Origin of the sequence: Nodosilinea sp. E11, from assembly GCF_032813545.1 — a bacterium.
GTDB lineage: Bacteria > Cyanobacteriota > Cyanobacteriia > Phormidesmidales > Phormidesmidaceae > Nodosilinea.
In genome coordinates this window covers 1,607,221-1,631,631 of record NZ_CP136520.1, presented here as the reverse complement: position 1 = coordinate 1,631,631, position 24,411 = coordinate 1,607,221, and the positions used below count along the sequence as shown (strand labels likewise).

The 24,411-nt window shown below is 58.7% G+C and carries 18 protein-coding genes; 10 read left to right on the top strand and 8 right to left on the bottom strand.

All coding sequences use genetic code 11. From position 1 onward, the window contains the following. Nucleotides 1-71: 71 nt before the first annotated feature. Nucleotides 72-6,848 carry a hypothetical protein gene (locus tag RRF56_RS09595; RefSeq protein ID WP_317037418.1) on the bottom strand — a complete coding sequence of 2,259 codons (6,777 nt, stop codon included), beginning with the start codon at nt 6,846-6,848 and terminating at the stop codon, nt 72-74. 396 nt (nt 6,849-7,244) lie between these two features. Between RRF56_RS09595 and RRF56_RS09590 the strand changes: the two genes are divergently transcribed. The 4 genes from RRF56_RS09590 to RRF56_RS09575 all read left to right on the top strand — a co-directional run bounded on the left by RRF56_RS09590 (nt 7,245) and on the right by RRF56_RS09575 (nt 10,641). Further along, nucleotides 7,245-7,949: a Crp/Fnr family transcriptional regulator gene (locus RRF56_RS09590; RefSeq protein WP_317037417.1), complete on the top strand. Its 705-nt coding sequence runs from the start codon at nt 7,245-7,247 to the stop codon at nt 7,947-7,949. A gap of 6 nt (nt 7,950-7,955) precedes the next feature. After that, complete coding sequence (locus RRF56_RS09585; protein ID WP_317037416.1) at nt 7,956-8,741, top strand: DUF2232 domain-containing protein; 786 nt, start codon at nt 7,956-7,958, stop codon at nt 8,739-8,741. Between the two features lie 129 nt (nt 8,742-8,870). Beyond that, nucleotides 8,871-9,971: a nicotinate mononucleotide-dependent phosphoribosyltransferase CobT gene (gene cobT / locus RRF56_RS09580; protein WP_317037415.1), complete on the top strand. Its 1,101-nt coding sequence runs from the start codon at nt 8,871-8,873 to the stop codon at nt 9,969-9,971. 235 nt (nt 9,972-10,206) lie between these two features. Next, nucleotides 10,207-10,641 (top strand): hypothetical protein, encoded by a 435-nt coding sequence (locus tag RRF56_RS09575; protein WP_317037414.1) that lies wholly within the window; start codon nt 10,207-10,209, stop codon nt 10,639-10,641. Nucleotides 10,642-10,649: 8 nt separating this feature from the next. Here RRF56_RS09575 and RRF56_RS09570 read toward each other — a convergent pair whose 3' ends face one another. Continuing rightward, nucleotides 10,650-11,666, bottom strand: coding sequence for a zinc-binding alcohol dehydrogenase family protein (locus RRF56_RS09570; RefSeq protein ID WP_317037413.1), 1,017 nt, complete (start codon nt 11,664-11,666; stop codon nt 10,650-10,652). 713 nt (nt 11,667-12,379) lie between these two features. On the opposite strand from RRF56_RS09570, the gene RRF56_RS09565 reads away from it, so the two are divergent. After that, a complete protein-coding gene (locus RRF56_RS09565; protein WP_317037412.1) occupies nt 12,380-13,648 on the top strand; it encodes an S-layer homology domain-containing protein in 1,269 nt (422 codons plus the stop codon). An 86-nt stretch (nt 13,649-13,734) separates the two neighbouring features. Here RRF56_RS09565 and RRF56_RS09560 read toward each other — a convergent pair whose 3' ends face one another. The 4 genes from RRF56_RS09560 to RRF56_RS09545 form a co-directional block, all read right to left on the bottom strand. Then, complete coding sequence (locus RRF56_RS09560) at nt 13,735-13,953, bottom strand: hypothetical protein (protein WP_317037411.1); 219 nt, start codon at nt 13,951-13,953, stop codon at nt 13,735-13,737. A 91-nt stretch (nt 13,954-14,044) separates the two neighbouring features. Next, nucleotides 14,045-15,322 (bottom strand): FAD-dependent hydroxylase, encoded by a 1,278-nt coding sequence (locus tag RRF56_RS09555; RefSeq protein ID WP_317037410.1) that lies wholly within the window; start codon nt 15,320-15,322, stop codon nt 14,045-14,047. A gap of 411 nt (nt 15,323-15,733) precedes the next feature. Continuing rightward, nucleotides 15,734-16,867, bottom strand: a complete 1,134-nt coding sequence (locus RRF56_RS09550; protein WP_317037409.1) for a glycosyltransferase family 1 protein — start codon at nt 16,865-16,867, stop codon at nt 15,734-15,736. Between the two features lie 152 nt (nt 16,868-17,019). Beyond that, entirely contained in the window at nt 17,020-18,174 is a 1,155-nt protein-coding gene (locus RRF56_RS09545) for an NAD-dependent epimerase/dehydratase family protein (RefSeq protein WP_317037408.1), read from the bottom strand. Between the two features lie 219 nt (nt 18,175-18,393). Between RRF56_RS09545 and RRF56_RS09540 the strand changes: the two genes are divergently transcribed. From RRF56_RS09540 to RRF56_RS09525, 4 genes are all read left to right on the top strand, one after another. After that, complete coding sequence (locus RRF56_RS09540) at nt 18,394-18,942, top strand: MarR family transcriptional regulator (protein WP_317037407.1); 549 nt, start codon at nt 18,394-18,396, stop codon at nt 18,940-18,942. Nucleotides 18,943-19,060: 118 nt separating this feature from the next. Continuing rightward, complete coding sequence (locus RRF56_RS09535; RefSeq protein ID WP_317037406.1) at nt 19,061-19,858, top strand: ABC transporter ATP-binding protein; 798 nt, start codon at nt 19,061-19,063, stop codon at nt 19,856-19,858. Beyond that, nucleotides 19,815-20,648 carry an ABC transporter permease gene (locus RRF56_RS09530; protein WP_317037405.1) on the top strand — a complete coding sequence of 278 codons (834 nt, stop codon included), beginning with the start codon at nt 19,815-19,817 and terminating at the stop codon, nt 20,646-20,648. The genes RRF56_RS09535 and RRF56_RS09530 overlap by 44 nt, the downstream gene beginning before the upstream one ends. A 31-nt stretch (nt 20,649-20,679) precedes the next feature. Further along, nucleotides 20,680-21,261 carry an NAD(P)H-dependent oxidoreductase gene (locus RRF56_RS09525; protein ID WP_317037404.1) on the top strand — a complete coding sequence of 194 codons (582 nt, stop codon included), beginning with the start codon at nt 20,680-20,682 and terminating at the stop codon, nt 21,259-21,261. Here RRF56_RS09525 and RRF56_RS09520 read toward each other — a convergent pair. Continuing rightward, a complete protein-coding gene (locus RRF56_RS09520) occupies nt 21,258-21,959 on the bottom strand; it encodes an SOS response-associated peptidase (protein WP_317037403.1) in 702 nt (233 codons plus the stop codon). The two genes, RRF56_RS09525 and RRF56_RS09520, sit on opposite strands and share 4 nt — an antisense overlap. A gap of 264 nt (nt 21,960-22,223) precedes the next feature. Here RRF56_RS09520 and RRF56_RS09515 point away from each other — a divergent pair, with 264 nt between their 5' ends. After that, the gene (locus RRF56_RS09515) at nt 22,224-22,778 is read left to right on the top strand and encodes a hemerythrin HHE cation-binding protein (protein WP_317037402.1); all 555 of its coding nucleotides are present in this window, start codon (nt 22,224-22,226) and stop codon (nt 22,776-22,778) included. A 416-nt stretch (nt 22,779-23,194) separates the two neighbouring features. Here RRF56_RS09515 and RRF56_RS09510 read toward each other — a convergent pair whose 3' ends face one another. Beyond that, nucleotides 23,195-24,352, bottom strand: coding sequence for an esterase-like activity of phytase family protein (locus RRF56_RS09510; protein WP_317037401.1), 1,158 nt, complete (start codon nt 24,350-24,352; stop codon nt 23,195-23,197). Between the last annotated feature and the right edge of the window lie 59 nt (nt 24,353-24,411).

Sequence of the window (24,411 nt, the reverse complement as noted above, 5' to 3'; positions counted from 1 at the left end):
GGTAACCCTACTGTAAGCCCAGTCCTGGGCGGTAAAGGTGTCTAACGCTTCACTCCCAGGCTTCTTCTCAGCTACACATTCAGTGCCATTAGCTGGCTGAGCAGGGGGTCGCCCAGGGTTTGACGTTTATCGGCCAGCAGCATCTCCATAAAGGCTTGCAGCCGCTGGCCCTGCTCTAGGTCAGGCACATACACCTGGCCGTTGGGGCGCTTAAACAGTGGAGTTGTAGCCAGGGCAGCTAGCGCTTCGCTGGTGGGGGCCAGCACCAGGGGGGTGCTGGTACTGCTAGGCAGCAGACCGGGGGGTAGGCGACCTTCGAGCAGAGCCATCAGATGGGCCTGGCAGGCATCGACATTCAGCCCCCGTTCTTTGAGCAGGTGCAAAATGCCGTTGAGGGGCATGGGCTGCTCGGGCAGGGTGCGCAGCACCTCCATCAGCAAGAACATGTCGCTGTACTGGTGGCGGGTAAGATCGAGCACCTGGGGATAGCGCACCAGGTTGACTAGGCCGTAGGCGACCCGGCTACAACTTGGGGGGCGATCGCTGTGGTACGTATCCTGCACGATGGTAGCGTTAGGGAACTTCTGCCGCAGCCAGCGGGCGATCTTGGGCAGGGAGGCGCTGCCGCCTGTGCAGATCACCTGGTTGATGCCCTGGCTGTTGAGGTTGGCCTCGCTCAGCAACCGGTTGAGGTGACCGTTGATGCGCTGAATGTAGGGCAGAATGATCCGGTCTTCGAGGTCTTTGCTGCGCACCACCCAGCGCTGGTCGGCTAGCTCTAGCTCAAACTGGGGCTGGTGCTGCAGAATGATCTTCAGATGGCGGGCGGCTTCGAGCACGCTTTGGCCCAGCAGAGAACTTTCTAAACGCTGGTAGAGGCGTTGACGGCGGGCAATATCGGGCTCTGCCGGGCGGGGAAAGTCGCAGCTATCGAGGTCTAGATCAGCCCAATGGGTGCCGTCGAGTTCGGGCATAGCGGCCTGCCAGCCCCAGCCATCGGTGGTGCTGCTGCGGCCATAGCCTTCACTGGTGCGGCTTTGGCGACGTTCGGCGGGGTGCAGCAGGTGGCAAACAATGTCTAGATCAATGGCGTCGCCTGCATAGCTCATGGATTGCAGGGCAAAGTCGTTGTAGGTGAGGTCGCTCAGCGATCGCGGCAGGTTGACCATGCCCACTTCGGTCACCGTAGCCCCGGCAGATAGGACGACGGTGCCGCCTGTCCAGGCGCAGGCATAGAGGGTCTGCTGCTGCATGGGCTGACTGCTGACCTCGGGGAGGGGCGCACCAGGGTCGGGTAGACCAGAGAGCACAGCTGCGATCGCATCCTCAACAAAGTAAACATCGTCGGGGTTAGCAATGATCTTGGCCCCCAGCACGGCTTCCCGCAGATTAAAGGTGTAGGTGTCGGGCCAGTTGGCTGGGTAGCTGACAATCACCCCCAGTAGTTGCTCAAAGGCTAGAGAAATAGCGGCATTGTCGAGACCTACGGCTCCAACGGTAAAGGCGGCGGCGGGAGCAAGACCCTGGGGTAGTGTGGCTAGCAGCCTCTGCAAGCTGTCTTGAAACACCTGCAAGGGCAACTGATCGCGGTCAGACCACTGAATCTGCGGTTGGGCAGAGCCCTCGTCGGCCCCCCCGGTGGGAATGCCCACCTTGAGGTAAGGCTTGAGAGCCTTGATCAGCACTGTGCTCTGATCGGCAGGGTCTTCGGTATCGCTCCAGTTCACCGTTAGCGCCGACGACCCCACCGACCGAACGCCTAGGTTACCGGCCTCATCGTCACGACCCACAGAGGCCAAAGTAGGTAGACGGAAGAATTTATCGGCGGTCACGCCAGAGATGGCATTGTCGATCCAGTAGAGCGGATACACATTGCCGCCGCGTCGCTCTAGCAGTACCGCTGATAGGCCAGTGGTGCCTACGTCTAAACCTAAAAACCACAGCGGTGTGGGTGCCGCCGCAGATGCAGCGGCGGCGGGGGGAATTGCTGCCGGGGTCTCAGCCTCGACGCGATTGGCTGGATCTGTTGCGGTAGTCGGGTCTGGGGTCGGGGCGATCGCCTCTAGAGACTCTAGAGCAAACGGGTCTACCCCAGGGGGATCTAGCACTGGGGGAGCGACATCGCTGGGAGTCGTTGAGGGAGACGTTTCAAACAGATCGGTTGCTGTCGCCTCGGAACTTGCGGGCTGGGATGGCTCTGGGACCTCTAGATCATCGTCTAGATCAAACAGCGGCGGTACAGGAGCATCGGCGGTGATGTCCATAGACCGCTCAAGCTCAAGATGATCGCTGACGGCAGGCGCAGTCTCCGTGGTGGGAAAGTCTGCTAAGAGAGACTCTAGGTCATCGTCATTCTCTAAGCTAGCGTTCTCTAAGCTAGTGACCTCTAAGCTAGTGACCTCTAAACCTAGGGCCTCTAGTGCAGCCAAGTCAGCAATCGAGTTATTTGGCTCTGGTCCTGGCTCTGGCTCTTGAGGGATAGCACTCAGAGACAGATCACCCTCAAACAGGTTTTGGGGCTCGGCAGGCAGCCAGTCAATTACGGTGTCGGTTTCACTGGCATTCCCAGGGGCAGGCTCTAGAGTGGCAGACCGATCGGGCGATGGCGCTGTGTCAAAGTCGAGGGCCAAGGCGTCGGGGCTGTCTGTAGCCCCAGAGCGATCGATCGTATCGGTTTCTGGTTCAAGCCTCAGGTCGAAGTCGAGATCGAGGATGGGTGCGGCTTCTGGGGAAGGGGTGCGATCGCCCACTTCAGCCCCCAGGTCTAACCAGTCTAAAGCAGATCCAGCCAACGGCTCGTCAGGCCCTGAAGCAGCGGGCTCAGGGAAGTTGTCGAGTGCTAGGCTCTCAGGTTCTAGGCTCAAGTCCAGATCTAAAGCCAGACTGGGCTCAGGCGGCAGCGGCTCTTCCAACGCCGGATCGAGATTGATCAAATCGATCATGGCCTCCATCGGCTGCTCCGCTGGGGTTGCCGCCGTCTGCATCGCATCGTCAGCCGTGGTTGGGGGCGCGTTAGGCTCTGCCATGGGGCTGGCCCCAGCGGCGTCGAGAATAGTGTCGAGGCTGAGTTCTCGCTGCCAATCGGTTTCCCCAGTGGGTGGCTGAGGGGGCGTATCGGGTTGGCTAGGGGCCTCTATTGCCCAGTCGGCTCCAAGGGCGGCTAGATCCTCAAGGCTAGCTGCTGGGGATGTCGTGTCAGCCGGGCTCTCCTCTTCGGCATCATCGCCCTCTAGGCTCAGGTTCAAATCATCTAAATTAAAGGAGAACCTGTCTGCCTGGGGGGCCGGAGAAAGGGGGTCTAGCTCAAGGGAATCTAGGTTCCACGTCTCTACTGTGGGGTCGGCCAGAGGCGAGCTGCTGTCGCCTAACGATGATGGCGAAACTGGGGGGGCAGATTCCCAGGACAGCTCATCTAAGGTGAGGCGATCTAAGGCGGGGGGCTGTTCGGGAAACAGATCGTCTGGGGTTGGGCCATTGAGATAGGCGTCTTGCCCTAGGGAGAGTTCATCTAGGGTAAGCGGTTCGGAAGCCAACGCCTCTGGAGTCGTATCTGGCGAAGGCAACTCCTCAGCGGACGACAGGTCGGCAAAGGGATCTTCGTCTAGGGTCGGAAATTCAGAGTCAGGACCGGCATCCCACAGTTCACCTTCTGGCCCGGTTTCGGGGAAGAGGTCGGGCTGGCGTGCAGACTCTAGGGGGCTAAACGCCGATAGACTACCCCAGTCAAGATCCGCAAGGGTACCGTCTCGGGAGGGATCAGCGTCTGACAGCGGCGCTGGTTGCCCAGGGCTGGTTTGTGCAAAGCTGACATCGGCAGCTAAGTCGTCTAGGGTGGCTTCGGGTTGGGGTTCTGGGGGTAACGGCTCAAGGGTGAGATCGTCTCCCAGCAGGTTTTCTAGGGTTAGAGATGGGGCAGACACCGTGGGGGCCGAGTCTGGGGGCAGATTGTCAGCCGGTGCAGCCTCAGCCGATAGATCCGTGAGGTCGTCTAGGGTCATGCCCGATTCACCCAGGGCGGGGGATTCTGGCTCTAGGCTCAAGTCGAGATCTGCCAGCAGGTCCTCTAGGGCTAAGGCCGGCGCTGGCTCCCCAAACAGATCTAACCCAAGGGCCTTGGGGGCCTCGAAATCTGGGGCATCGGAGTCGAGGGCCTCGATCGGTGCTGCGCTGGGTTCTTCAACGCGATCGCCTTCAGTAGCGCTAAACTCGGCAGCCTGGGCTAACCCTCCAAACAAATCTAGCCCAGGCTGGTCAGCCTCAACTTGGTCTGGGGCAAGCGGCTCCTCCCTAGCTTCTAGGGGGGCTTCACCGAATAGATCGAGACCAAAGGCGTCGCTGGTAGGGCTGGGGGCTGTCTCAAGGCGATCGCCATCGGCGGGGGCTGGGGAGTGCAACTCGTCAAACAGGTCAAACTCTGGCGACTCTGAGTCTAAGTCTGAGTCTAAGGCTGACTCTGGCGGGGTATCGGTGGCCGCAGGGCTGTCAAAGAGGTCGATCGCGGCTAGGTCAGAGGGTAGATCGAGGGCTGGTTCAGCTTCAGACTGATCAGAACTGTCGGCGAACCCTTCAGCGGGTACTGGATCACTAAACAGGTCAATCGCCGACAGGTCGGGGGATAGATCGAGGGTAGGCTCACCCAACTCGGGGGTCGGATCGCTAAACAGGTCGAGACCCGACTGATCGGCGGTGGGCGGTGGGTCATTAGGCTCAGTCAAACTGAGCGCCGCATCGTCTGGTAGAGAGGGTATGGGGCCAAATAGGTCTACCCCTGGATTGGGGTCAGAGGTCTCTGCAGAGGGGGCTTCTGCACCAAACCAATCTACAGGCTCAGCCGGGGCTGGGGCAGTGGGCTGCGATTGAAACAGGTCTGGAGGTAAGTTAAAGGCGGCTTCGGTGGCCTCCGTTGCGGCCAAGTCGGGGGTGGTCTCACTGGAGTAAAGCTCGGGGGCAGAGAAGCGATCTAGACCGCCATCGGCCCAGGGACGGCTCTCAGAGGCGATCGCCGTTTCGGTCTCTAGGTTCTCCAGGTCTTGCTGCAGCTGATCGACCATGGCGTCATCTACCACCAGGTCATAGGAGGCGGTGGCGGTGAGATCGTCTTGGGCCAGCAGATCTTCTTCGGGAGAGGCGGCGATAAACTCGCCAAACATATCGTCATCATCCGATGCCGCTTCGCGATCGCCGTTTTCGCCAGGGCCTGCGGGCAACAGGTCGTCAAACGAAGTAATTACCTCGGGAATATCGACCCCGAGCGGGCTACCCAGGCTGGTTTCGATCTGGGCGGCGGTGCCTGCTCCAAACAGCCCATCTAGACTGCTGTTGGTGACGTCGGCGCTGGGGTCGGCCTCGGCCATCTCAGCGGCCAAAGTCAGCTGGGCCAAGTCTTCGGGGCGGGGCAACTCATCGGTGAGGGTGATCTGTTCCGTAGGGTCGTCTGCGATCGCTGCGTCAATATCATCAAGCGCTCCCTCACCCACCAGACCAGTCTCTAGGTTGATCTCAAAATCGGTCTCCAGGTCAGCTCCTAAGAAATCATCTATCGTATCCGTCTCCCCGGCTTCAGGGTCTAGGGGCATCTCAGTGAGGTCACCCAAGCTCCCACCGTTGCCAAACAAACTTTCATAGAGCTCGTCTAGGCCTGAGTCTGCCTCTTCCCCCGCCGTCACTTCGGCGGTGAGATCGCTCTCTACCCCATCGGGCAGTGACACCGCCGGCGACGGGTCGGGGTCAGCGACATCTAGACTATTCAGCAGTTGCAGGTCTAGGCGAGAATCAGCATCGGCTTCAGCCGCGATCGCATCGTCTAGATTGTCATCTAGCTGAAGCTCGGTAATTTCGTCCTCGATTTGCAGCAGGGTAATGTCGTCAACATCTAGATCGAGGTCAAAGTCGAGGGCATCTAGGGCTAGATCATCCTCTAGGTCTAGCGACAAGTTACCACTGCCTTCCGCCGCGAAGTTTTGCTCGCCTCGGGTCTCGGGGGCAGCGGTTTCTAGTCGGGGCTGGGGTAATTCGCGGCGCTGGCCCGACTCTAAATAGGCCAGGGTATCGGGGGTAATCTGCTGGCCCAGATGATTGACCAGGGCACTAAACATCAGCTCACCCTGTTGTCCCAGGGAGTGCATTTGGTTTAGCCCCTGGTTAAGCGAGTCTTGATAGCTATAGATACTCTGGTGGAGGGTGTCGAACACCGATCGCAGCGATTGGTCTAGCCCCAGCATGACCTGGTCGGCCTGGGCCTGAAGCTGTTTGAGAAACTCTAGCCGCTGGGCTGGCGTTAGCCCTGGAGCATCGCCCTCGGCAAATCCTTGCGCTCCCTGGCTCAAACCGTAGGCGTTGGCCGTGGCCGACTCTAGCCGCTGCACCGACTGGCTGACCTGGGCACTGAGGTTGGCTTCAATCTGGTGAGCCATCTGCTGCAGGGCGGCTTCCCAACTGGGGGGGAGTTGGTGAAGCGTGGCCCCCTGGTCAACCTGTAACCGCTGCTGTTGCAGCTGTTGCACCTCTTGCAGCAATAGCTCTCGCTGCTGCCTGAGGGTGGTCACCTCGTTGCGCAGCGGATCGAGAATTTGCATGGTCTGACCGCGCAGGTACTGCATTTCTTGCAGCAGCGCTTTGAGCACCTGGCTTGATGCCGCCGCAGTGGGGTCGTTGGGCAAACCGCTCGGGCCCAGGGCCTGTGGCTCGGCCTCTGAAGCCGCCTTAACTGACGCTAGACAAGCCCGAGCCCGAGCCAACAGCTGCCGCTGATTGGCATCATTCGACATCACCCAGGGTAGCCGGGGCGCGGCTTCCCCCAGAATTGAATCGATTTCGGCTACCAGAGCTTCCAATTCATCCTGCTGCACGGTTACCCCTTTGCTTACCTTGTACCCCAGCGATTGCCAAAGTGTATGTCAGGCGGCTTTAAAAATCATCAAAGCCAAATCATTAAAATCAAGCTATCAACTCGATCAGGCTAGATCAGTCTAGCGGCACTGCCCTTTACCTAAGCATCCCCCGTTTGTTTCACTAAAGCGACAGGCGGTAGGGCTATGCTGGGGGCGATTTGCGTAGACATTGGGCTTGCGATCGCACCCTATTTATAGTCACCGGTCTGTAGTTGGGGGAATGATATAGTTCTAGGGCTTTGAATTCTACCGTTTATCCACCAGTCAAGCATTCTACCCCTGCCCTGGGATAGGATTGGTTGGGTCGTTTTAATATCACTAACTTAAACAAAAAAATTAATGTTGGGGGAATTGATGGATGCTCGCTACAACCCTCGCGACTCTGATGCCGATCTCAAATTAATTCGTTCGGCTCTGATATTCCGCGACCTGCCAGAAGAGGCTGTAGCTGAAGCCACCAGCCACGTTGTCACTCGCCGTCATCCGGCAAATCAGGTGATTTTGCTGGAAAACGACTGGGGGTCTTCAGTCTATTTTATTTTGGATGGCTGGGTTAAGATTCGTACCTATAATCTTGACGGCAAAGAAGTCACCCTGAATATTTTGGGTAAAGGTGAGCTATTTGGCGAAATGGCCCCCCTAGAAGAGGTGCCTCGCTCCACCGACGTGATTACCCTGGTGCCTACGGTGATTGGTAGCATGCCCGCCAGCGACTTTGTCAAACTGCTCAATACCCAGCCTTTAGCGGGTATTCGCCTCTCTCAGCTGATGGCGCGGCGGCTCCGCCAGGTGAATCGGCGGCTGCGGCTGCGGGAGTCTGACAGCACCTCGCGGGTGGCCGATATCATTCTTTTTTTGGCCGATGGGCAAGGGCAAGCGGGAGCCGGTGGTATCGAAATTCCGAACCTGCCCCATCGAGAGCTGAGCAGCCTTAGTGGGCTGGCCCGTGAGACGGTGACCCGCGTACTGAGTAAGCTAGAAAAGAAAGGGTTGATCGTGCGGGAAAGAGACATGATGAGTATTCCTGACATCAACGCCCTAGAACGTCTGCTGGTTTAGCTATTCATGAGTCACCCCCCTGACCCGGCCTCTGGGGCCAAATTTGTGCCCCCTGTCGAGACCACCGCGAGCGACTTCGACGAGCTAGAAACCTACTTGGACTACCGTGATCCAGAGGCTGAGGCTGACGAACCCGATCTATCCCACCGCCTTAAGGTTGGCCCCCTGGCGATGGTCGAGACGGCCTTTTTAGCCAGCACGGCGGCGCTAATTTGGTTGGTGAATACTTATTTCCCGCCAGGGCCAATTTTGCGTTTGCTGTTTCCGCTGCCTATGGCCTTGGTCTACCTGCGTTGGGGGCCACGGGCCGCCTGGATGTCGGCGCTGGTGTCGGGGCTGTTGTTGTCGGTGCTGATGGGGCCGCCCCGCAGTCTGCTGTTTCTCATGCCCTACGCCCTGTTGGGGGTGCAGCTGGGCTTTTTTTGGGTGAGACGGTCAAATTGGTACTGGTCGATCGCCGTTGGGTCGCTACTGGGCACAGTGGGGTTTTTCTTTCGGCTGTGGCTGTCGTCAGTGCTGGTGGGCGAAGATCTATGGGTGTATTTGACCACCCAGGTGACCCAAATGCTGAACTGGGGGCTTGAGCGCCTGGTGGGATTAGGCATTTTAGATGTGGGGGTGCTGGGACAGGCCAATGTAGAGGCAGTGCAGCTGCTGGCACTGCTGTCGGTGCTGGCCAGCAATATTGTGTACCTGTTTACGGTGCATCTGGCGGCCTGGCTGCTGTTGAGTCGTTTGGGCACCAAAATTCCAGCGCCACCGGGGTGGGTGCAAGATTTGCTGAAGGAGTAGATGGGTGGATGGGTAGATGGGTAGGCGTAGGCACTGCCCACCGATCAATAAAGTTATCAAATCAGTATTTAACCTGACCAGGCCCCAGTTACGCCCCTATCAGCTCTATGCTTCAGCCTTTTGCTCAGTATGTCTCCAATTAAAATCTACACCCGGCTTCAGCAAGGCCAAGCTTGGCTAGAACAAGGGCAGGGTCTGCGGCCAGCGATGGTGCTGACGCTGGGGTTTACGGAGACGGGGCTGATCGAGGGAATTTCGGCGGCGGGGGCGACACCGCGCGATCGCCGCTACACTGCCCTAGCCGATGCCGAGTTTATGGTCAATGGCCTCGCGCCAGGCCCAAAGTATCCGCTACCGCCGCTTCAGGCGGGGGCGTCTCCGGCGCTAATTTCCAAAGCTGTTATTGCAGGGCAGAGGATTCCGCTTGTCGTTCTGAATGCCGGGTTGCCTCAGTCGCCGACAGTCCCCTGGGTAGATCTGGGGGGTAAGCCTGCTCAGTGCCTGAGCACTGGAGCGGCTTTACCGTTAGATGTGGTGCATCACCTCTGGCGACAAGGGTTAGCCCAGGGGAAGTTGTTGGGTGCTCAAAGCGACTATATACTGCTGGCGGAATGCGTGGTGGGCGGCACCACGACGGCCCTGGGCCTGCTGACAGGGCTAGGGCTAGATGCGGCGGCGCGAGTGAATAGCAGCCATCCCACCTGTAACCACGATCAAAAGCAGACCTTAGTCACCCAGGGGTTGTCCCGTGCTGAGTTGTCAGATCGGCCCCATCCCTTAGCGGTGGCGGCGGCGGTGGGCGACCCAATGCAGCCCGTGGTAGCAGGGATGGCTTTGGCGGCTAGCCGCACCCGGCCTGTGCTGCTGGCGGGGGGCACACAAATGCTGGCAGTGTATGCGCTGATGAAGGCGATCGCCAAAGCCGAAAACTACGCCTGGAACCCGCAAAACGTGGTGGTGGGTACGACTCGCTGGGTGGCGGAAGATGCCACTGGCGATACGGTGGGGCTGGCGGAGCTAACCGGGGCCTGTCTGCTGGCTACCCAGCTGAGCTTTGAGACGTCGCGGTTTGAAGCGCTGCGGGCCTACGAGCGGGGGTTTGTCAAAGAGGGGGTGGGGGCGGGAGGCTGTGCGATCGCGGCCTCACTTTACCAAAACTGGGGCCAGTCGCAGCTTTTGGCGGCGGTAGAAGCGCTGTTAGAGCAAAAGTCTCAACTAGAGCCACCTTAGAACCTGATACTAGATCTTGTTTTGCGAAGGCGTGGGGCAGGAATCCACAGCGGGCATCTGGCTCCCGAATGGATTCCCGCGCGGGAATGACGCAGGCAGCTACAAAAGTGGGATGCACCCCATTGCACTCTCTCAATTCCTACGAGATGTGTAGACAAGGCCCCAGGGCAACACACCAACGGCTAAATAAAGATCTGTTCCACCCTATGGGAATCGTTACTGGAGGATCGTTGCTGTGAAATCGCTTTTGCCCGCTGGATGGTTGCTGGGAGGAGTTGGGCTGGGGCTGCTGGCCTGGCTGTGGACTGTGCCTGTGGCCCTGGCCACCCCCTGCACCGTGAATTGTAAGTCGGGGCAGATTCAGTTTACGCCGGGCGATCGCATCACCATTCAGGTTGTCAATGTGGGCAGTCGCCCCCTCAGCCTAGAGCAGCCGCCCCGGCTCGGCCCCCGCCTGCTCTACACCGGCAACACCATCGAAACCCAGGTGGGCTGGACGACTCAGCCCAACCCCTCGGTGTTTTTTTGGTCGCAGGAGCGGTTGCCCGTGCGGGCACGATTGAACCGCCCTAACCCCACCACTCTGCGGGTAGAGTTGTTTGACGCCCCTAGCGAACCGAGCGATCGCAGCATTACCATCGAAGCCGATGGCCGGGTTTCGATCAAGTAAGGCGTTGACTACCCCCACCCCGCCAGCACTAGCTTGCCAATCGTGCGCCCCGACTCAAGCTGGGCGTGGGCCTGGCGCAGGTTGGCGGCATTGATCGGTGAGAGCGTTTGTTGCAACGTAGTGCGTAGCTTGCCCGCATCGATTAGGGCCGCCACCTCGTCGAGCAGGTGGCCCTGGTCGGCCATATCGGCGGTTTGGTACATCGAGCGGGTGAACATAAATTCCCAGGCGAAGGTGGCGCTTTTGTTTTTGAGCAAATTTAGGTCGAGGGGGTCGGTGTTGCCGACGATGCCGACGATTTTGCCCTGGGGCCGAATCAGCTCGGCCATCACCCCCCAGTAGGCATCGGTATTGTTGAAGTTGGCGATAAAATCGACCTCGCGGTGGCCAAGCTGGGCCATTTCTTCAATCAGGGCGTCGCTGTAATCGACGGCGTGGTCGGCTCCCATGGCTTTTGCCCATGCCTGGGACTGGGGGCGCGAGGCGGTGGCAATCACCACCAGTCCTGCCAGCTTGGCGAGCTGAATGGCGATCGACCCCACTCCCCCGGCCCCGCCAATGATCAAAATTGAATCGCCCCGGTTACCCCCGGCCCGGTTGATGCCCAGCCGGGTAAACAGGGCCTCCCAGGCGGTGATCGTGGTCAGGGGCAGCGCTGCGGCCTCGGCCAAGGAGAGGCTTTGGGGTTTGTGGCCCACAATTCGCTCATCCACCAGCTGAAACTCGGCATTGGAGCCAGGCCGGGTGATATCGCCAGCGTAGTAGACGGCATCCCCCGGCTGAAAGCGGGTGACGGCATCGCCCACGGCTTCGACCACGCCAGCGGCATCGTAGCCCAGCACTTTGGGAGTGTCTTCTACCTTGTCTTTGGGGGCACGCACCTTGGTATCGACAGGGTTGACCGACACCGCCTCGACTCGCACCAGCAGGTCATGCCCGGTAGGCTGGGGCTGGGGTAGGTCAGCATCGAACAGCGATCGCGGGTCGCTGATGGGCAAATACTCGGTTAGGGCAACGGCTTTCATAGTGGGTTGAGTGCTGATACTGAATCCTGAATAAATATCCCCGATTTGTAGGGGCGTAGCAGGCTACGCCCCTACGGGGTTCCTGATTATGAACCGGGGTTTACCAAATCGGATTTGGTATGAGTGAACGGAGGGGAGATTCTCGGTAAGACTCATCTTGTGTGACTCAAGTTTAAGGGATGCTGGCCGAGTGGGTGCTGGCCATCTCTTGCTAAGGGCGGGGCCAGAGCCTACCGGTCGGTACAGGTGCTCCGGAGCAGCAATAACTACACTAGTTCAACAACGACAGGGAGAGAACAAGAGGGCAATTGCGCTATTCCTGCCATCCCTAACCGATCGCGCTATCTCCTTAGACTGATTTATTGAGTCGTCTGGGCTAACGGCCCAAAACCGGGGAACAGCGACCTGGTGCGGATGGTCTGGTGACTAAAGGCACAATAGCCATTGACCGAATCCTGTTTGGTTAACCCCCGGCTGAACCGGGGTTATGCAATTCGGATTTGGTACAAAACGGTTTCCACGCGGTTTCCACCGGCAGGCCAACCACCACCCTCTGCTTCCAGTCTGGCTGGCCCAACATGCCTCAGGGAAACGGTCAGGCTCTACATCAACCGTCTCTAACCAGTTCCGGCTAGTCCTGAGCTAGTTTGCTGCGGTCAATTTTACCCTCCATTGATATTGCATTAACACTCCGCTTTTAAGGACGTTTACTCATGAGCACCGTACTGAATCAATCGGCGAGAACAGCTACCTTAGCTACGCTAGGAGCGGTGGCGGTAGCCACTTTTGCCCTACCCGCTACGGCGCAAACTGCCCAATTTGACGACGTTAGCACCAATTACTGGGCTCGTCCCTTTATTGAAAACCTGGCCAATGAGGAGATCATTGCTGGTTTCCCCGACGGCACCTTTCGGCCCGACCAGCCGGTGACCCGTGCCCAGTTTGCTGCCATTGTGCGCAACGCTTTTCAGCAGCCCCTCGATCGCACCGCTCCCCGCTTTAGCGATGTGCCGAGCAACTACTGGGCCAGCGCTGCGATCGCCGACGCCTACAGTCAAGGATTTATGTCTGGCTACCCCAACGGCGCATTTCAACCCGAAACCCAGATTCCTCGGGTGCAGGTGCTGGTGGCGCTGGCTAATGGCCTCAACTACAACTCTAGCGGTTCGGTGAATGAGGTGTTGGGCGTCTACCGCGATCGCGGCCAAATTCCTGAGTATGGCCAAGGCCCCGTTGCCGCCGCCACCCAGAACCGTCTAGTGGTCAACTATCCCAACGTCGATGTGCTAGGCCCCCAGCGCACCGCCACCCGCGCCGATGTGGCCGCCTTTATCTACCAGGCTCTGGTGGCCCAGGGTCGCATGCCCGCTTTGCAAGCTGGGCTGAGCGCCAGCAACTACATTGTGGGTACCGCCCCCACCCCCGGCGCTGGCTCGGGTTCTGGATCGGGCCAAACGAGCAACTCGCCACGGTTGGTGCCCAACGGCACCCAGCTAGATGTGCGCTATCCCAATGCGGATGTAGATATTGTGGTTGCCCCTGGTCAGACCGTAGCCACGAGTCTGCAAATTACTGAACCCGTTCGCAATAGCCAAAATCAGGTGCTCATTCCCGTCGGCAGCACTGTTCAGGGGCGCATTGTGCCGGTTGAAATTCGCGGGGCTACGGTGACAGCCGCTAGGTTTGTGGCCGACAACCTCACGATTAACGGGCGCACCTACCCCATCAATGCCGAATCGAGCCCGATCGCAGCGACCAATACCGTCAACAGTGGCACGCTGCAAGGGGCGCTGATCACGGGGGCTGCTGAGTCAATTTTGACCACCATCACCGGTAATCGCACCATTGGTAGCGTCGTCGGCTCGATTATCACAGGTGAAAACCAGCCCACATCTAACAGTGCGGTGGTAGTGATTCGCCCGAGCGAACTCGACCTCATCCTGCGCTCAGACCTGACCGTCGATGCGATCGCCAGCAACTAAACGTCTCTTAATCCCCTAACTAAAGTAGCGCCACTCTCATTGGTGAGGGTGGCGCTGCCGCTGAATAGCACTACCCCCCTAGCACACTACTCGCTGACCGAGCAGCCATCTTGATCACAGGTCACTTTAGACGACACCGCGCTCTCGGGCACTACGGTAAACCCGCCCACGCTAATGCCCTCAATGCCGTACTGGTCTTTTAAGACCTGGTTGAAGCTGGCGATGATCTGCGGCAGTTGTTCTTGTAGCACAGATCGTACGCGATCGGCCTCGGGGGGCGGGCTGCCGACGGTTTCTACAGACATAACATTAAGCCGATAAGGTACTGATTAATTGTAGGGCGGTAAGAAATACCAGGTTGGATTTACTTCATGGCTCTACACACAGGTCTTAGTCTCACGATTTTGTTTTGGCTAGCTGGGGCACCCGCCCTAGGCGACCGGTCATCAGCCGCAGCGCTAAGCGTTTAAGGGGAGCTACAGAACTGAGTACCCACAGCCCTCCGCGCCGTAGTACCACCAATGGCCACACCTGGTTGGAGAACAGGCGGGTAAGCACGTCGGTAAAAGTGAGAATCACCCAGTTTTCGAGTCGCCGCCAACGCTCGTAGCGCCGCAGCACAGCCACACTGCCAAGGTCTTGACCCCGGTGATAGGCCGCAATCAGTACCTCGGAGAGGGCGGCGGCATCGCGAATACCCATGTTAAGCCCCTGGCCGCCGACGGGGTGACAACTGTGGGCCGCATCGCCCACCAGGGCCAAGCGAGGCAGCACATAGCGATCGCACTGCATCAGCTGTACCGGAAATAATGCTGGGGCTGTCAGCCGCTTGAGCCGCCCCATCTGGTGGCCATAGCGCCGCTCTAGCTCGGCCATAAACTCGGCTTCGGGCATTGCTAGAATGGCTTCGGCCTCGGCGTGGGGAGCGGTCCACACGATCTGGCAGCGCTGGCCCGGCAGGGGCAGAATGGCAAAGGGGCCGCTGGGCCAAAACCGCTCGTAGGCGGTGTTTTGGTGCGAATGCTCGGGTTCGAGCACAGCGGTAACGCAGGACTGCGGGTAGCGCCAGCCAAAGCTGCCAATACCGGCCCGCTGCCGCAACAGTGAGCCTTTGCCATCGGCGGCAACAAACAGGGGCGATCGCACTGCAATCTTCCCCTCCGGCAAACTCACCTCAGCCACAGTGCCATTTCCCCGGTCGTGGATATCTCCCAGGGTGGCCGAGCAGAGGTAGTGAATGTTAGGCAAAGCCGCGATCGCCCCTTGCAGTGCCGCCATCAGCACCCCATGCTCGGCCCCGTAGTACACCGCCTCGGTGCCCAGGTCGGTCGGCAAAAACTGTACCACCCTGGCGTAGTCGCCATCGGAGAGCTGCACCTTGTCGAAGTGACAGATGTGCGGCCCGATCTGCGGCCATAGCCCCAGACCCTTGAAAATATCCGCTGAGGTCAGCGAAAAAGCATAGGCCCGCTGGCGGGAGGCCGCCCCCGCCGCTGTTTGAGCTTCAATGACGGCTACCTGCATGCCGCTTGGGGCCAGCGCCGCCGCCAGAGTCAGCCCCACAATGCCGCCGCCGACAATGGCCACATCCACCGCTAGCTCCGACCGTTGAGCGCTCAAGCTGGGCTGATCTGACGGAGCAGGAGACCGAAATTGCGGAGTGGTGGCAGTCATAGGAGCAGGTATTCACCGTTGCTATAGCTTCATTCTGGCTCGATTTTCTGCAAGAAATCAAGGTCAGTTGAAACCTTCCCCTGGCTCATAGCAAAAGTCTGCTAGAGCAGACTGGAGAGCCCGATTGTAATCCTCTTCAGAGGATGTCTGCTTTGAGCCTAGGACTAGACGTCCAAGGCTCAGCGGTTAATCTGAGGGATCACCCCCTAAACCAGCCCCACTTTGACAGGGCTGGTGGGTAATGCCTACCCTAGGACGGCTGATGGTGGGCAGTGCCCACCCTACCCGAGCGCTAGCTAATCCGTAGGGTGGGCACTGCCCACCATCCTGATTATCCGCAGACAACGAACTGGGCCATGACTACCTTGGCTCAAAGAAACCGGTAACCAGTTTTGCTTACCCAGAACCCTTCTAAGCAGCCATCGGCAGCGATCGCCCAGCCAGCACCTGCCGATAAAACTGCTGAAGCTGCCGGGTCGCCGCCGACCAGCCCCACCGCTCGGCTTCGGCAACGGCGTTGCGGCGCATCAACTCGCGCTCAGCCTTGGCTTCGATCAGGCGGCGGGTAGCGGCGATCGCCCCCTCTTCATCGGTTGGGTCAAACAAAAAGCCATTCACCCCGTCGGTGACAATGTCAGGGATGCCGCCGGAGTTCGCCGCCACCACCGGACAGCCCGCCGCCATCGCTTCCAGTAGCACCAGGCCCAGGGTCTCGGTACGGGAGGGGAAGACAAAGGCATCGGCGGAGGCGTAGGCGGCGGCCAGGTCTTCGCCGCCCAGGTAGCCGACAAAGTTGGTGGGCGTACCCTCAAAGTGGGCCTCTAGCTCGGTGCGGTAGGGGCCGTCGCCCACCAGCGCCAAGCGAGCATTGGGAATGGCCTGGAGCACAGGCTTGATGCGGTCAATTTCTTTTTCTGCCGAGAGCCGCCCAATATAGAGCAGCAGGGGGGCGTCGGGGTTGCCCTCTGAGAGGCGATCGCGCATCTCGGCACTGGCCAACTCTGGTCGAAACAGCTCGGTATCAACCCCCCGCTGCCACACTTCAATATTCTCAACGCCGTGCTCTGATAGTTCAGACTGCATAGCGGTGGAGGTGACTAAGTTGATCTGGGCCTGGTTGTGCATGGCCTTGATCAGCTCCCACATCACCCCTTCGAGCATACCCAGGCCGTAGTGCTCTAGGTACTTGGGCAGGTGGGTGTGGTACGACGCCACCAGGGGGAGATCCATGGTTTTGCTGTAATAAATGCCCGCCAATCCTAAGACTGCCGGGTTGACCACATGGACTAAATCGGGTTGAAAAGCTTCCAGCGCTTCGCCGATGGAGGGTCTTGGCAGCGCTAGCTTAAGCTCTGGGTAGAGCGGTAGCGGAAACCCCGACACGCCGTGGATTTTTGCTCCTCGATACTCGGTCAGCCCGCCTTCGGGGGAGAACACCAATACCTGATTGCCCTGACGCTGCAAGTGATCGACGGTGTGCTTGAGACGGGTCACGATGCCGTCAACTTTCGGCAAAAAGGTCTCGGTGAAGAGAGCAATCCGCATAGGGGCTTCGGGGGGTGATCGGGTGGATGGGTGGGCGGGTGGATGAGTGGGCGGGTGGATGAGTTTAGGAAGCATTCGAGTTGGCCAGAGACATCTGTGTTCAGTGACGTTGAACCAACTCATCTACTCCTCTACCCATCCACCCATCTACGCTAGCTGCGTCGCCACTGAACCTTGGGCAGAATCTGGTTCTTGTCAACGCGATCTTTGTACTTGACGGCGAAGTTGAGCAGGCTGTCGAGTAGCGAATCAGACAGCATGTGGGGCTGTAGACCCAGTTCCAGCAGGTTGGTGTTCTTGGCGTTGAAGTAGTGCTCTTCGGCCTCAACACGGGGGTTATCAAGGTGGTCGATTTCGACATCGACGCCCAGGGTGTTGCCCGCTTTCTTCACCATCATGGCCAGATCGCCGACGCTAAACATTTCGGTGAACTGGTTGAACACGCGGAAGATGCCGGGGTCGCCGGGGTTGGCGATCGCAATTTCGACACAGCGCACGGTATCGCGAATGTCTAAGAAGGCGCGAGTCTGGCTGCCCTTGCCGTAGACGGTGAGGGGGTGACCCACCGCCGCCTGCACACAGAAGCGGTTGAGGGCGGTACCAAACACGCCGTCGTAGTCGAGGCGGTTGATCAGCAGCTCGTCCATGCCGGTTTCTTCGGTGAGCACGCCGTAGACCACACCCTGGTTGAGGTCGGTGGCGCGCAGGCCCCACACCTTACAGGCGAAGTGGATGTTGTGAGAGTCGTGCACCTTACTGAGGTGGTAAAAGGAGCCGGGCTGCTTGGGGTAGGGGAGGGTGTCTTTGCGACCATTGTGCTCAATGGTGATGTAGCCCTCTTCGATGTCAATGTTGGGGGTGCCGTACTCGCCCATGGTGCCCAGCTTGACCAGGTGGCAGTCGGGGAAGTGATCGCGCAGCACGTAGAGCAGGTTGAGGTTGCCCAGCACGTTGTTGGCCTGGGTCAGTACGGCGTGCTCGCGGTCGATCATCGAGAAGGGGGCTGATCGCTGTTCACCGAAGTGCACGACCGCACCGGGTTCAAACTCCAACATCGTCTCCTCTAAAAAGGAGTAGTCGTTGATGTCGCCTACGTAGAGGTCGATGTGCTTCCCGGTGAGATCTTTCCACCGCTGCAAGCGGCTTTGGATGGGGGCAATGGGGGTTAACGTCTCAATCTGAAGCTGAGCATCCCAGTGGCGACGCACTAAGCTATCAAGAATCCCGACTTCGTAGCCACGATTGGAGAGGTATAGGGCCGTCGCCCACCCGCAATAGCCGTCGCCGCCAATTACAAGGACTTTCATATCAATGCTTCATTCATTTTGCCGATACCAAGACAATCTACCAGGTTTGGAGACCCTGTAAACCACCGAATGGAAGATTCAGAGGTGGGGTATTTTTCTGTCGTCAGTAGATTGCGGGTCGTCAGCAGATCTCCCTTAACCCTGCCACGACCACAATTCAAAAATGCTGAGCTAAGCTAACAGTTAGCTAAACTAACTATTGGCTGGAGCTGATTGCCTGTGGTGACCCAAGCCCTTACCCCGGCCCAATGTGCGGCAGACCTGATGACGGCAGTACCGGCGGTGACGCGATTTCTGCGGGCGGGCATTCGCCGCCACGGCAAGCCCCATCTGTCGCTGTCGCAGCTGCGGGTGCTGTATTTTTTGCGGCGGCGATCGCAATCTTCCCTATCCGAAGTGGCTGACTATTTAGACGTCACTCGGCCCACCATGTCGGCCATGGTCGAGCGCCTGGTGCAGCGAGGGCTGATCCACAGAGTAAGCGATCCGAAGGAACGGCGGCGGATCATTCTCACCCTGACGCCCGAGGGCACAGCGGAGATGGAGCGAGTCTACGACGCGACGCTATTAACCGTGGCCGATCGCCTAGCTGGGCTGACGGCAGCCGAACTTCAGCAGGTGCAGGCGGGGCTGGCGATCTTGGGCGGTCTGTTTGATGAAGGGGTGGTTGATCGCCTGAGCACTTTTCCAGACGTTTCGAGGGAGAGGGTTCTGTGCGAAGGGGATGCTTTCGGAGATCCCCCCTGCCCCCCTTGTGAAGGGGGGTAATGGGTGGGTTTTTGACTGCGAAAGTTGGGGGGATCGAATCTCGTCACAACAGCCCCTCATTCAACCAATTCTCTCCACTCCCCACCCACCCACTCTCTACCCATCTACTCCCACACAAATGATTGACATCCAGGAACTCACTAAACGCTTCGGCTCCAAACCGGCGGTAGACGGCTTCTCCCTGACGGTAGAACCGGGCGAAGTCTTTGGCCTACTAGGGCCAAATGGCGCGGGCAAGAGCACGCTGATCAAAATGCTCACGACCCTGTTGCCCGCCAGCAGTGGCCGGGCTGCGATCGCCGGGTATGACCTTCGCCGCCAGCCTAGCGGGGTGCAGCGCAGCATTGGCTATGTGCCCCAGGCCCTCTCGGTCGATGGCACCCTGACCGGCTATGAAAACCTGCTGATTCTCGCCAAGCTCTATGGGGTGCCCCGGCGACAGCGGCTCGATCGCATTCAGGCGGCGCTGGTCTATGTGGGGCTAGACTCAGTGGCTCACCGCCTGGTGAATACCTACTCCGGCGGCATGATTCGGCGGCTGGAGATGGCCCAGGCTACCCTGCACCGGCCCCCGGTTTTATTCCTCGACGAACCCACCGTGGGGCTCGACCCCGTGGCCCGCAAAACCATGTGGGACTTGATCTTGCAGCTGCGGCGCGACTACGGCACCACGGTGTTTCTCACCACCCACTTTATGGAAGAGGCCGATGTGCTGTGCGATCGCATTGCCATGCTCTACCAGGGGCAGCAGGTGGCGATCGGCACCCCCGCCGCCCTCAAGGCCACCGTGCCCATCCCTGAAGCCACCATGGATGACGTATTCATCCACTACACCCGCAACTCGCTCAGTACTGAAACCGAAGGACGCTACCGTGACACGTCAACTACACGACGCACCGCCAAACGGCTGGGCTAGCCCCCGCCTGACCGCCCCAGTCGAAGACTTCATGGCCAAGGCTCTAGTCGCCGCCGAGCTGGAAGTTCGCAAGCTGCGCCACGACCCGATTCAGCTGTTTACCCGTGCGGTGCAGCCGGTGCTGTGGCTAACGATTTTTGGCCAGGTGTTTACCCAGGTGCGGGGCATCCCCACCGGTAACTTGAGCTACATCGACTTTATGACGCCGGGCATTTTGGCCCAGAGCGTTCTTTTTATGTCGATTTTCACCGGGCTGCTGGTGATCTGGGAGAAGGATTTGGGGATTTTGCACAAGCTGATGGTCAGCCCGGCCCCCAAGTCGGCTTTGGTGCTAGGTAAGGCGATCGGGGCGGGGGTGCGCTGCCTGTCGCAACTGCTGATCATCTATATTGTGGCGGCGCTGATGGGGGTGGGGATTAACTGGAACCCCGCAGCAATTCTCGGCGTAGCCCTGGTGGTGATGCTGGGGGCGGCGCTGTTTTCAACTTTTTCGCTAATTGTGGCCTGCTGGGCGCAGACCCACGAGCGGGTGATGGGCGTCGGACAGCTGATGATGATGCCGCTGTTCTTTGCCAGCAATGCGATCTATCCGATCGCGATCATGCCCGCCTGGTTGCAGGTGGTGTCGCGGCTCAACCCGCTGACCTACATGGTCGATGCCCTGCGCCAGCTGATGCTGGTGGAACCGGCGGGCAGCTACAGCCTGGGGCTGAGCCTGGGAATTTTGGTGACGGTGGCCGCTGGACTGATCGCCTTTTGCGGGAGGTTGTATCCCCGGCTGGTGCGCTAGCCTAGGCCCAGACCATCCACGGGGGCTGCTTATGGCATTTAAAACAGTAGTGTTCTACGGCTCTTACCGGCGCGATCGCAACGGCATTCGTGCGGCCAAATTTCTGCTCGATCAGCTAGCTCAGCGTGGCCACACCACCGTGTTTGCCGATGCCCTAGAGTACGACTTTGGCCTGCTCGACCGCATGTATAAAGAGTACGAACTCGGCCAGGCTCCGGCCAAAATGGAGGAGCTAGCCGAGCATATTCGCACTGCCGATGGGTTTGTGGTGGTGACGGGCGAATACAACCACTCGGTTCTGCCGGGGTTGAGCAATCTGATGGATCACTTCCTCGAAGAGTATTACTTTCGCCCGGCGGGGATTGTGTCTTACTCGGTGGGCGGCTTTGGGGGCGTGCGGGCCGCCGTTCACCTGCGGGTGATGCTGGGGGAGATGGGCATGCCGACGATTTCATCAATGTTTGCCATCTCAAAAATTACGGATACCCTTGATGCCGAAGGCTCTCCCCAAGATCCGGCCTTGGTCAAACGGTTGGGCTCTTTTTTAGACGAGTTGGAGTGGTATGAGGAAGCACTGCAACGTCAACGCCAGGAAAAGGGCAAACCCTTTTAATCGCTCTCTGCTACCCCCTCATCTAAAGGTTCGAGACAGTCGGGTAAGTCGTTTTGGGGCTTATTCACCACTGTCGAAACCGGGTAGCGATCCATCGCGTCGGCCTCGTAGGGGCGCAGCATAGCCTGGAGCATCTGCGGCTGATCAAAATCGGGATCGAGCCAGGGGGCATAGTCGTCGGGGGCCAAAATCACCGGCATGCGATTGTGGATTTGCTCCATTAGCGCATTAGGGGCGGTGGTGAGAATGGTACAGGTTTGCAGTTCGCTGCCGCTGGCTGGGTCGGCCCAGTGCTCCCACAGCCCGGCAAAGGCAAAAGGCGCGTGGTCTTTGAGAAAGATGTAGTGGGGCTGCTTAGTTTTCTGCCCCGGCACGGTTTCCCATTCGTAAAAGCCATCAGCCAAGATCAGGCAGCGGCGGCGCTTGAAGGCGGCGCGAAAGGAGGGCTTCTCGGCCACGGTTTCGGCGCGGGCGTTGATCATGCGGTTGCCAATGGTAGGGTCTTTGGCCCAGCTGGGAATCAGCCCCCACAGGCGAAAGTCGAAATGGGGATCTGGGTTTTCAGCGGTGGCCACTACCGTGGCGATGGGCTGGCTGGGGGCAATGTTGTAGCGCGGGACGACGGGAGGAGTGGGCCTGAGGTCAAAGGCATCGGCCAGGTCATCACCGGTTTGATTGAGGCTAAACCGTCCACACATGGGCGATGATTCCCTTGGTTAAAAAGCTACAGAAGCCGACAGCCTGAGCGCTATAGCTATGGTAGCAACCGGGTAAGGAGATGCTGGTCTGCTGGGAGGGAGATTTGGGTGTGTAGAACCTGATCGGTGGGTCATCAATGTAGCCAGTAGATAGGCTTTCGACTCGAACCTTTCCAAAGAGAGAGGGTACCCCTGATTTATCACGGAATCATGAAGATTGTGAGTGGTGACGCACTGACAATCTTCCAGTTAGGAGATAGATCTATGACTGATATGACGACCTTATCAACCAAGCTTGCCGATCTAAAGCTTTTCCAAAATGTCTTGATTGACAGCGAGCAAAAGCTAATGGCGGCCACCGATGACAACACCATTCGTGAGCGTCTCGAAGGAATGCTGAAGAGCGATCGCGAAAACCTCAGCGCCATCGAAGAGGCTGGGACTAAGCTAGGCTCCACCGCACAGCCGCGCGATATTACCCAAAAACATGCTGAGGCCGTCACCAAAATGATGCAGGGTTCAGAATTGACCCTGTACGACAAGTTTTTTCAGCTTGAATTGCTGAAGCACCAGCAGACTATGACGGGTTTGGTGCTGCACAAAGTCGGTCAAACCTTGAGCGATGATCTTCAAGATGCCATGGAGCCGCTCAATAAAGTTAACTTTGAAAACCGGGCTCACCAAGAAGTTCTCAAGGGCGTACTTTACTTTGTTGGTACCCGTGAAATCGCGGGTCAAGAGCCTGACATGGGCCTGTGGGCCAGCGTCGAGCAAGGCATTGCGGCGCTCAAAGGGGCGATCGGCAGCGCGGCTAGCTAATCAGTTTCTCTGCGATCGCTGCTGAGAGCGGTCGTGCAACATCCTCTGGGCCAGTGAGCGTGAGCCATTGCCTAGAGGATGTTTTTGTGTGCCCTATTTCCGCGTGATAGAAGTCTGAGGAGATCTCAGCAAAGTAAATACCCTACCAACGAGTTGTTCTACCGTAGGGGCAAACAACCGTTTGCCCAATGCAGGGGCGTTCTTCTTAGAAATTACCTGATACCCAATCCTGTTTGGTTACCTCCTACTTGGGAGGGCAAATGCCATTTGCCCCTACAGTTTGGCTCTGACGAAATCAGGCCTATACAATTCGGATTGGCTCTAAAGATAACCCTGAGACAGTGCATCGCTGCGCGGATGCACCCTACAATTTTCATCGTTTGGGGGTGTCGTCTTGGCGGCATGGACGATTGGTATTACATCTGCAAACGCAGCAAAATTAGCTGGGTAGCGCGATCGCCCTCAAAGTTGTTATCGCTGACCAGCAGCAGGCTTTGGCTGCCGTCGGGCAGGCGCGGCCCCAGGGTCATACCTTCCAGGTTATCCACCGCTAGGGGGGTGTCGGCAAAGTCGAGCACCAGCTGTTTACGAATGGGGGCAATACCCGATACATCCCCGGCCAAGCTAGCGATCGTTGAAGTATCGGTGGCCCCGCCCGTAGCTAGTTGGTAGAGCTTTACCTGTAGCCCCCGCAGGCCAAAAGCCCGCTCTAAGGCCAGAAAGTGCCCGCCGGGGTCGATCGCTAGCAGCGCTGTGAGGCCATTGATTACCGCTCCGGAGGGCTCCAGATCAAGCGGGTAGCGGTGCTCGGCAATTAGCGTGCTCTGGTCGTCGCCGATTAGGTAGTGCAAAAACCGAGCATTGAGGGGTTGGCTAGGATCGTCGTTGTAGTCTTGCACTAGGGCTGACTCGGTGGCCGCAAACAGCCGAAAGGGCTCGATCATGCCTGCCCCGCTGGATGATCCAGCGATCGTCAACGCTTCAAAGCTCAGGTTGTTTTGTACCCCTTGGGTGGGGGTGTCGGGGTCGTCGGGCAAATAGCGTTCTGGCAGCCGCAGCGTGGTGATAATCTGCCCGGTTTGGCGATCAAACTCGCCGATAAAGGGCGGTGCATTCTGCCGCACATCCCCTTCGCTGCTGATGAATAGGGTGTCGCGGGGCGATAGGGCCATCCCTTCAGCGTCAACGCTGCCCCGAGGATAGGGGTTGCCGTCGGCATCGAGCAGGGGGGTAAACGACTGGATGCTGACGGTGTCGAACCGGGGCTGGCTCGCGCTGCCCCCCAGGGTGACGGCCAGGGTATAGAAACGGGCGGGGCCAAAGCGACTGCGATCGTCGGAGAGGGCGTAGAGCAGGTTGCGGGGGCGATCGTAGCTCAGGGCTGACAGGCCGCCGACCGTGGTGCCCTCAAACTCTTGGGGCGGTAGGTTGTAGACATCGAGCAGATCGACGGTGATGGGCACAAACAGTCGGTCTTCAGCCTTGAGCTGCGGGATAGCACAGCTAGTCAGCGCCAGCATTAAGATCAGGGCTAGCGATCGCCCCCATCTGACCAGCCCACGTCTTCGGCGCATGCCCTCTGCCATCGATCCCACCCTACTCTACTGGTCAGCACCCTCTAGGATAGGCCAAG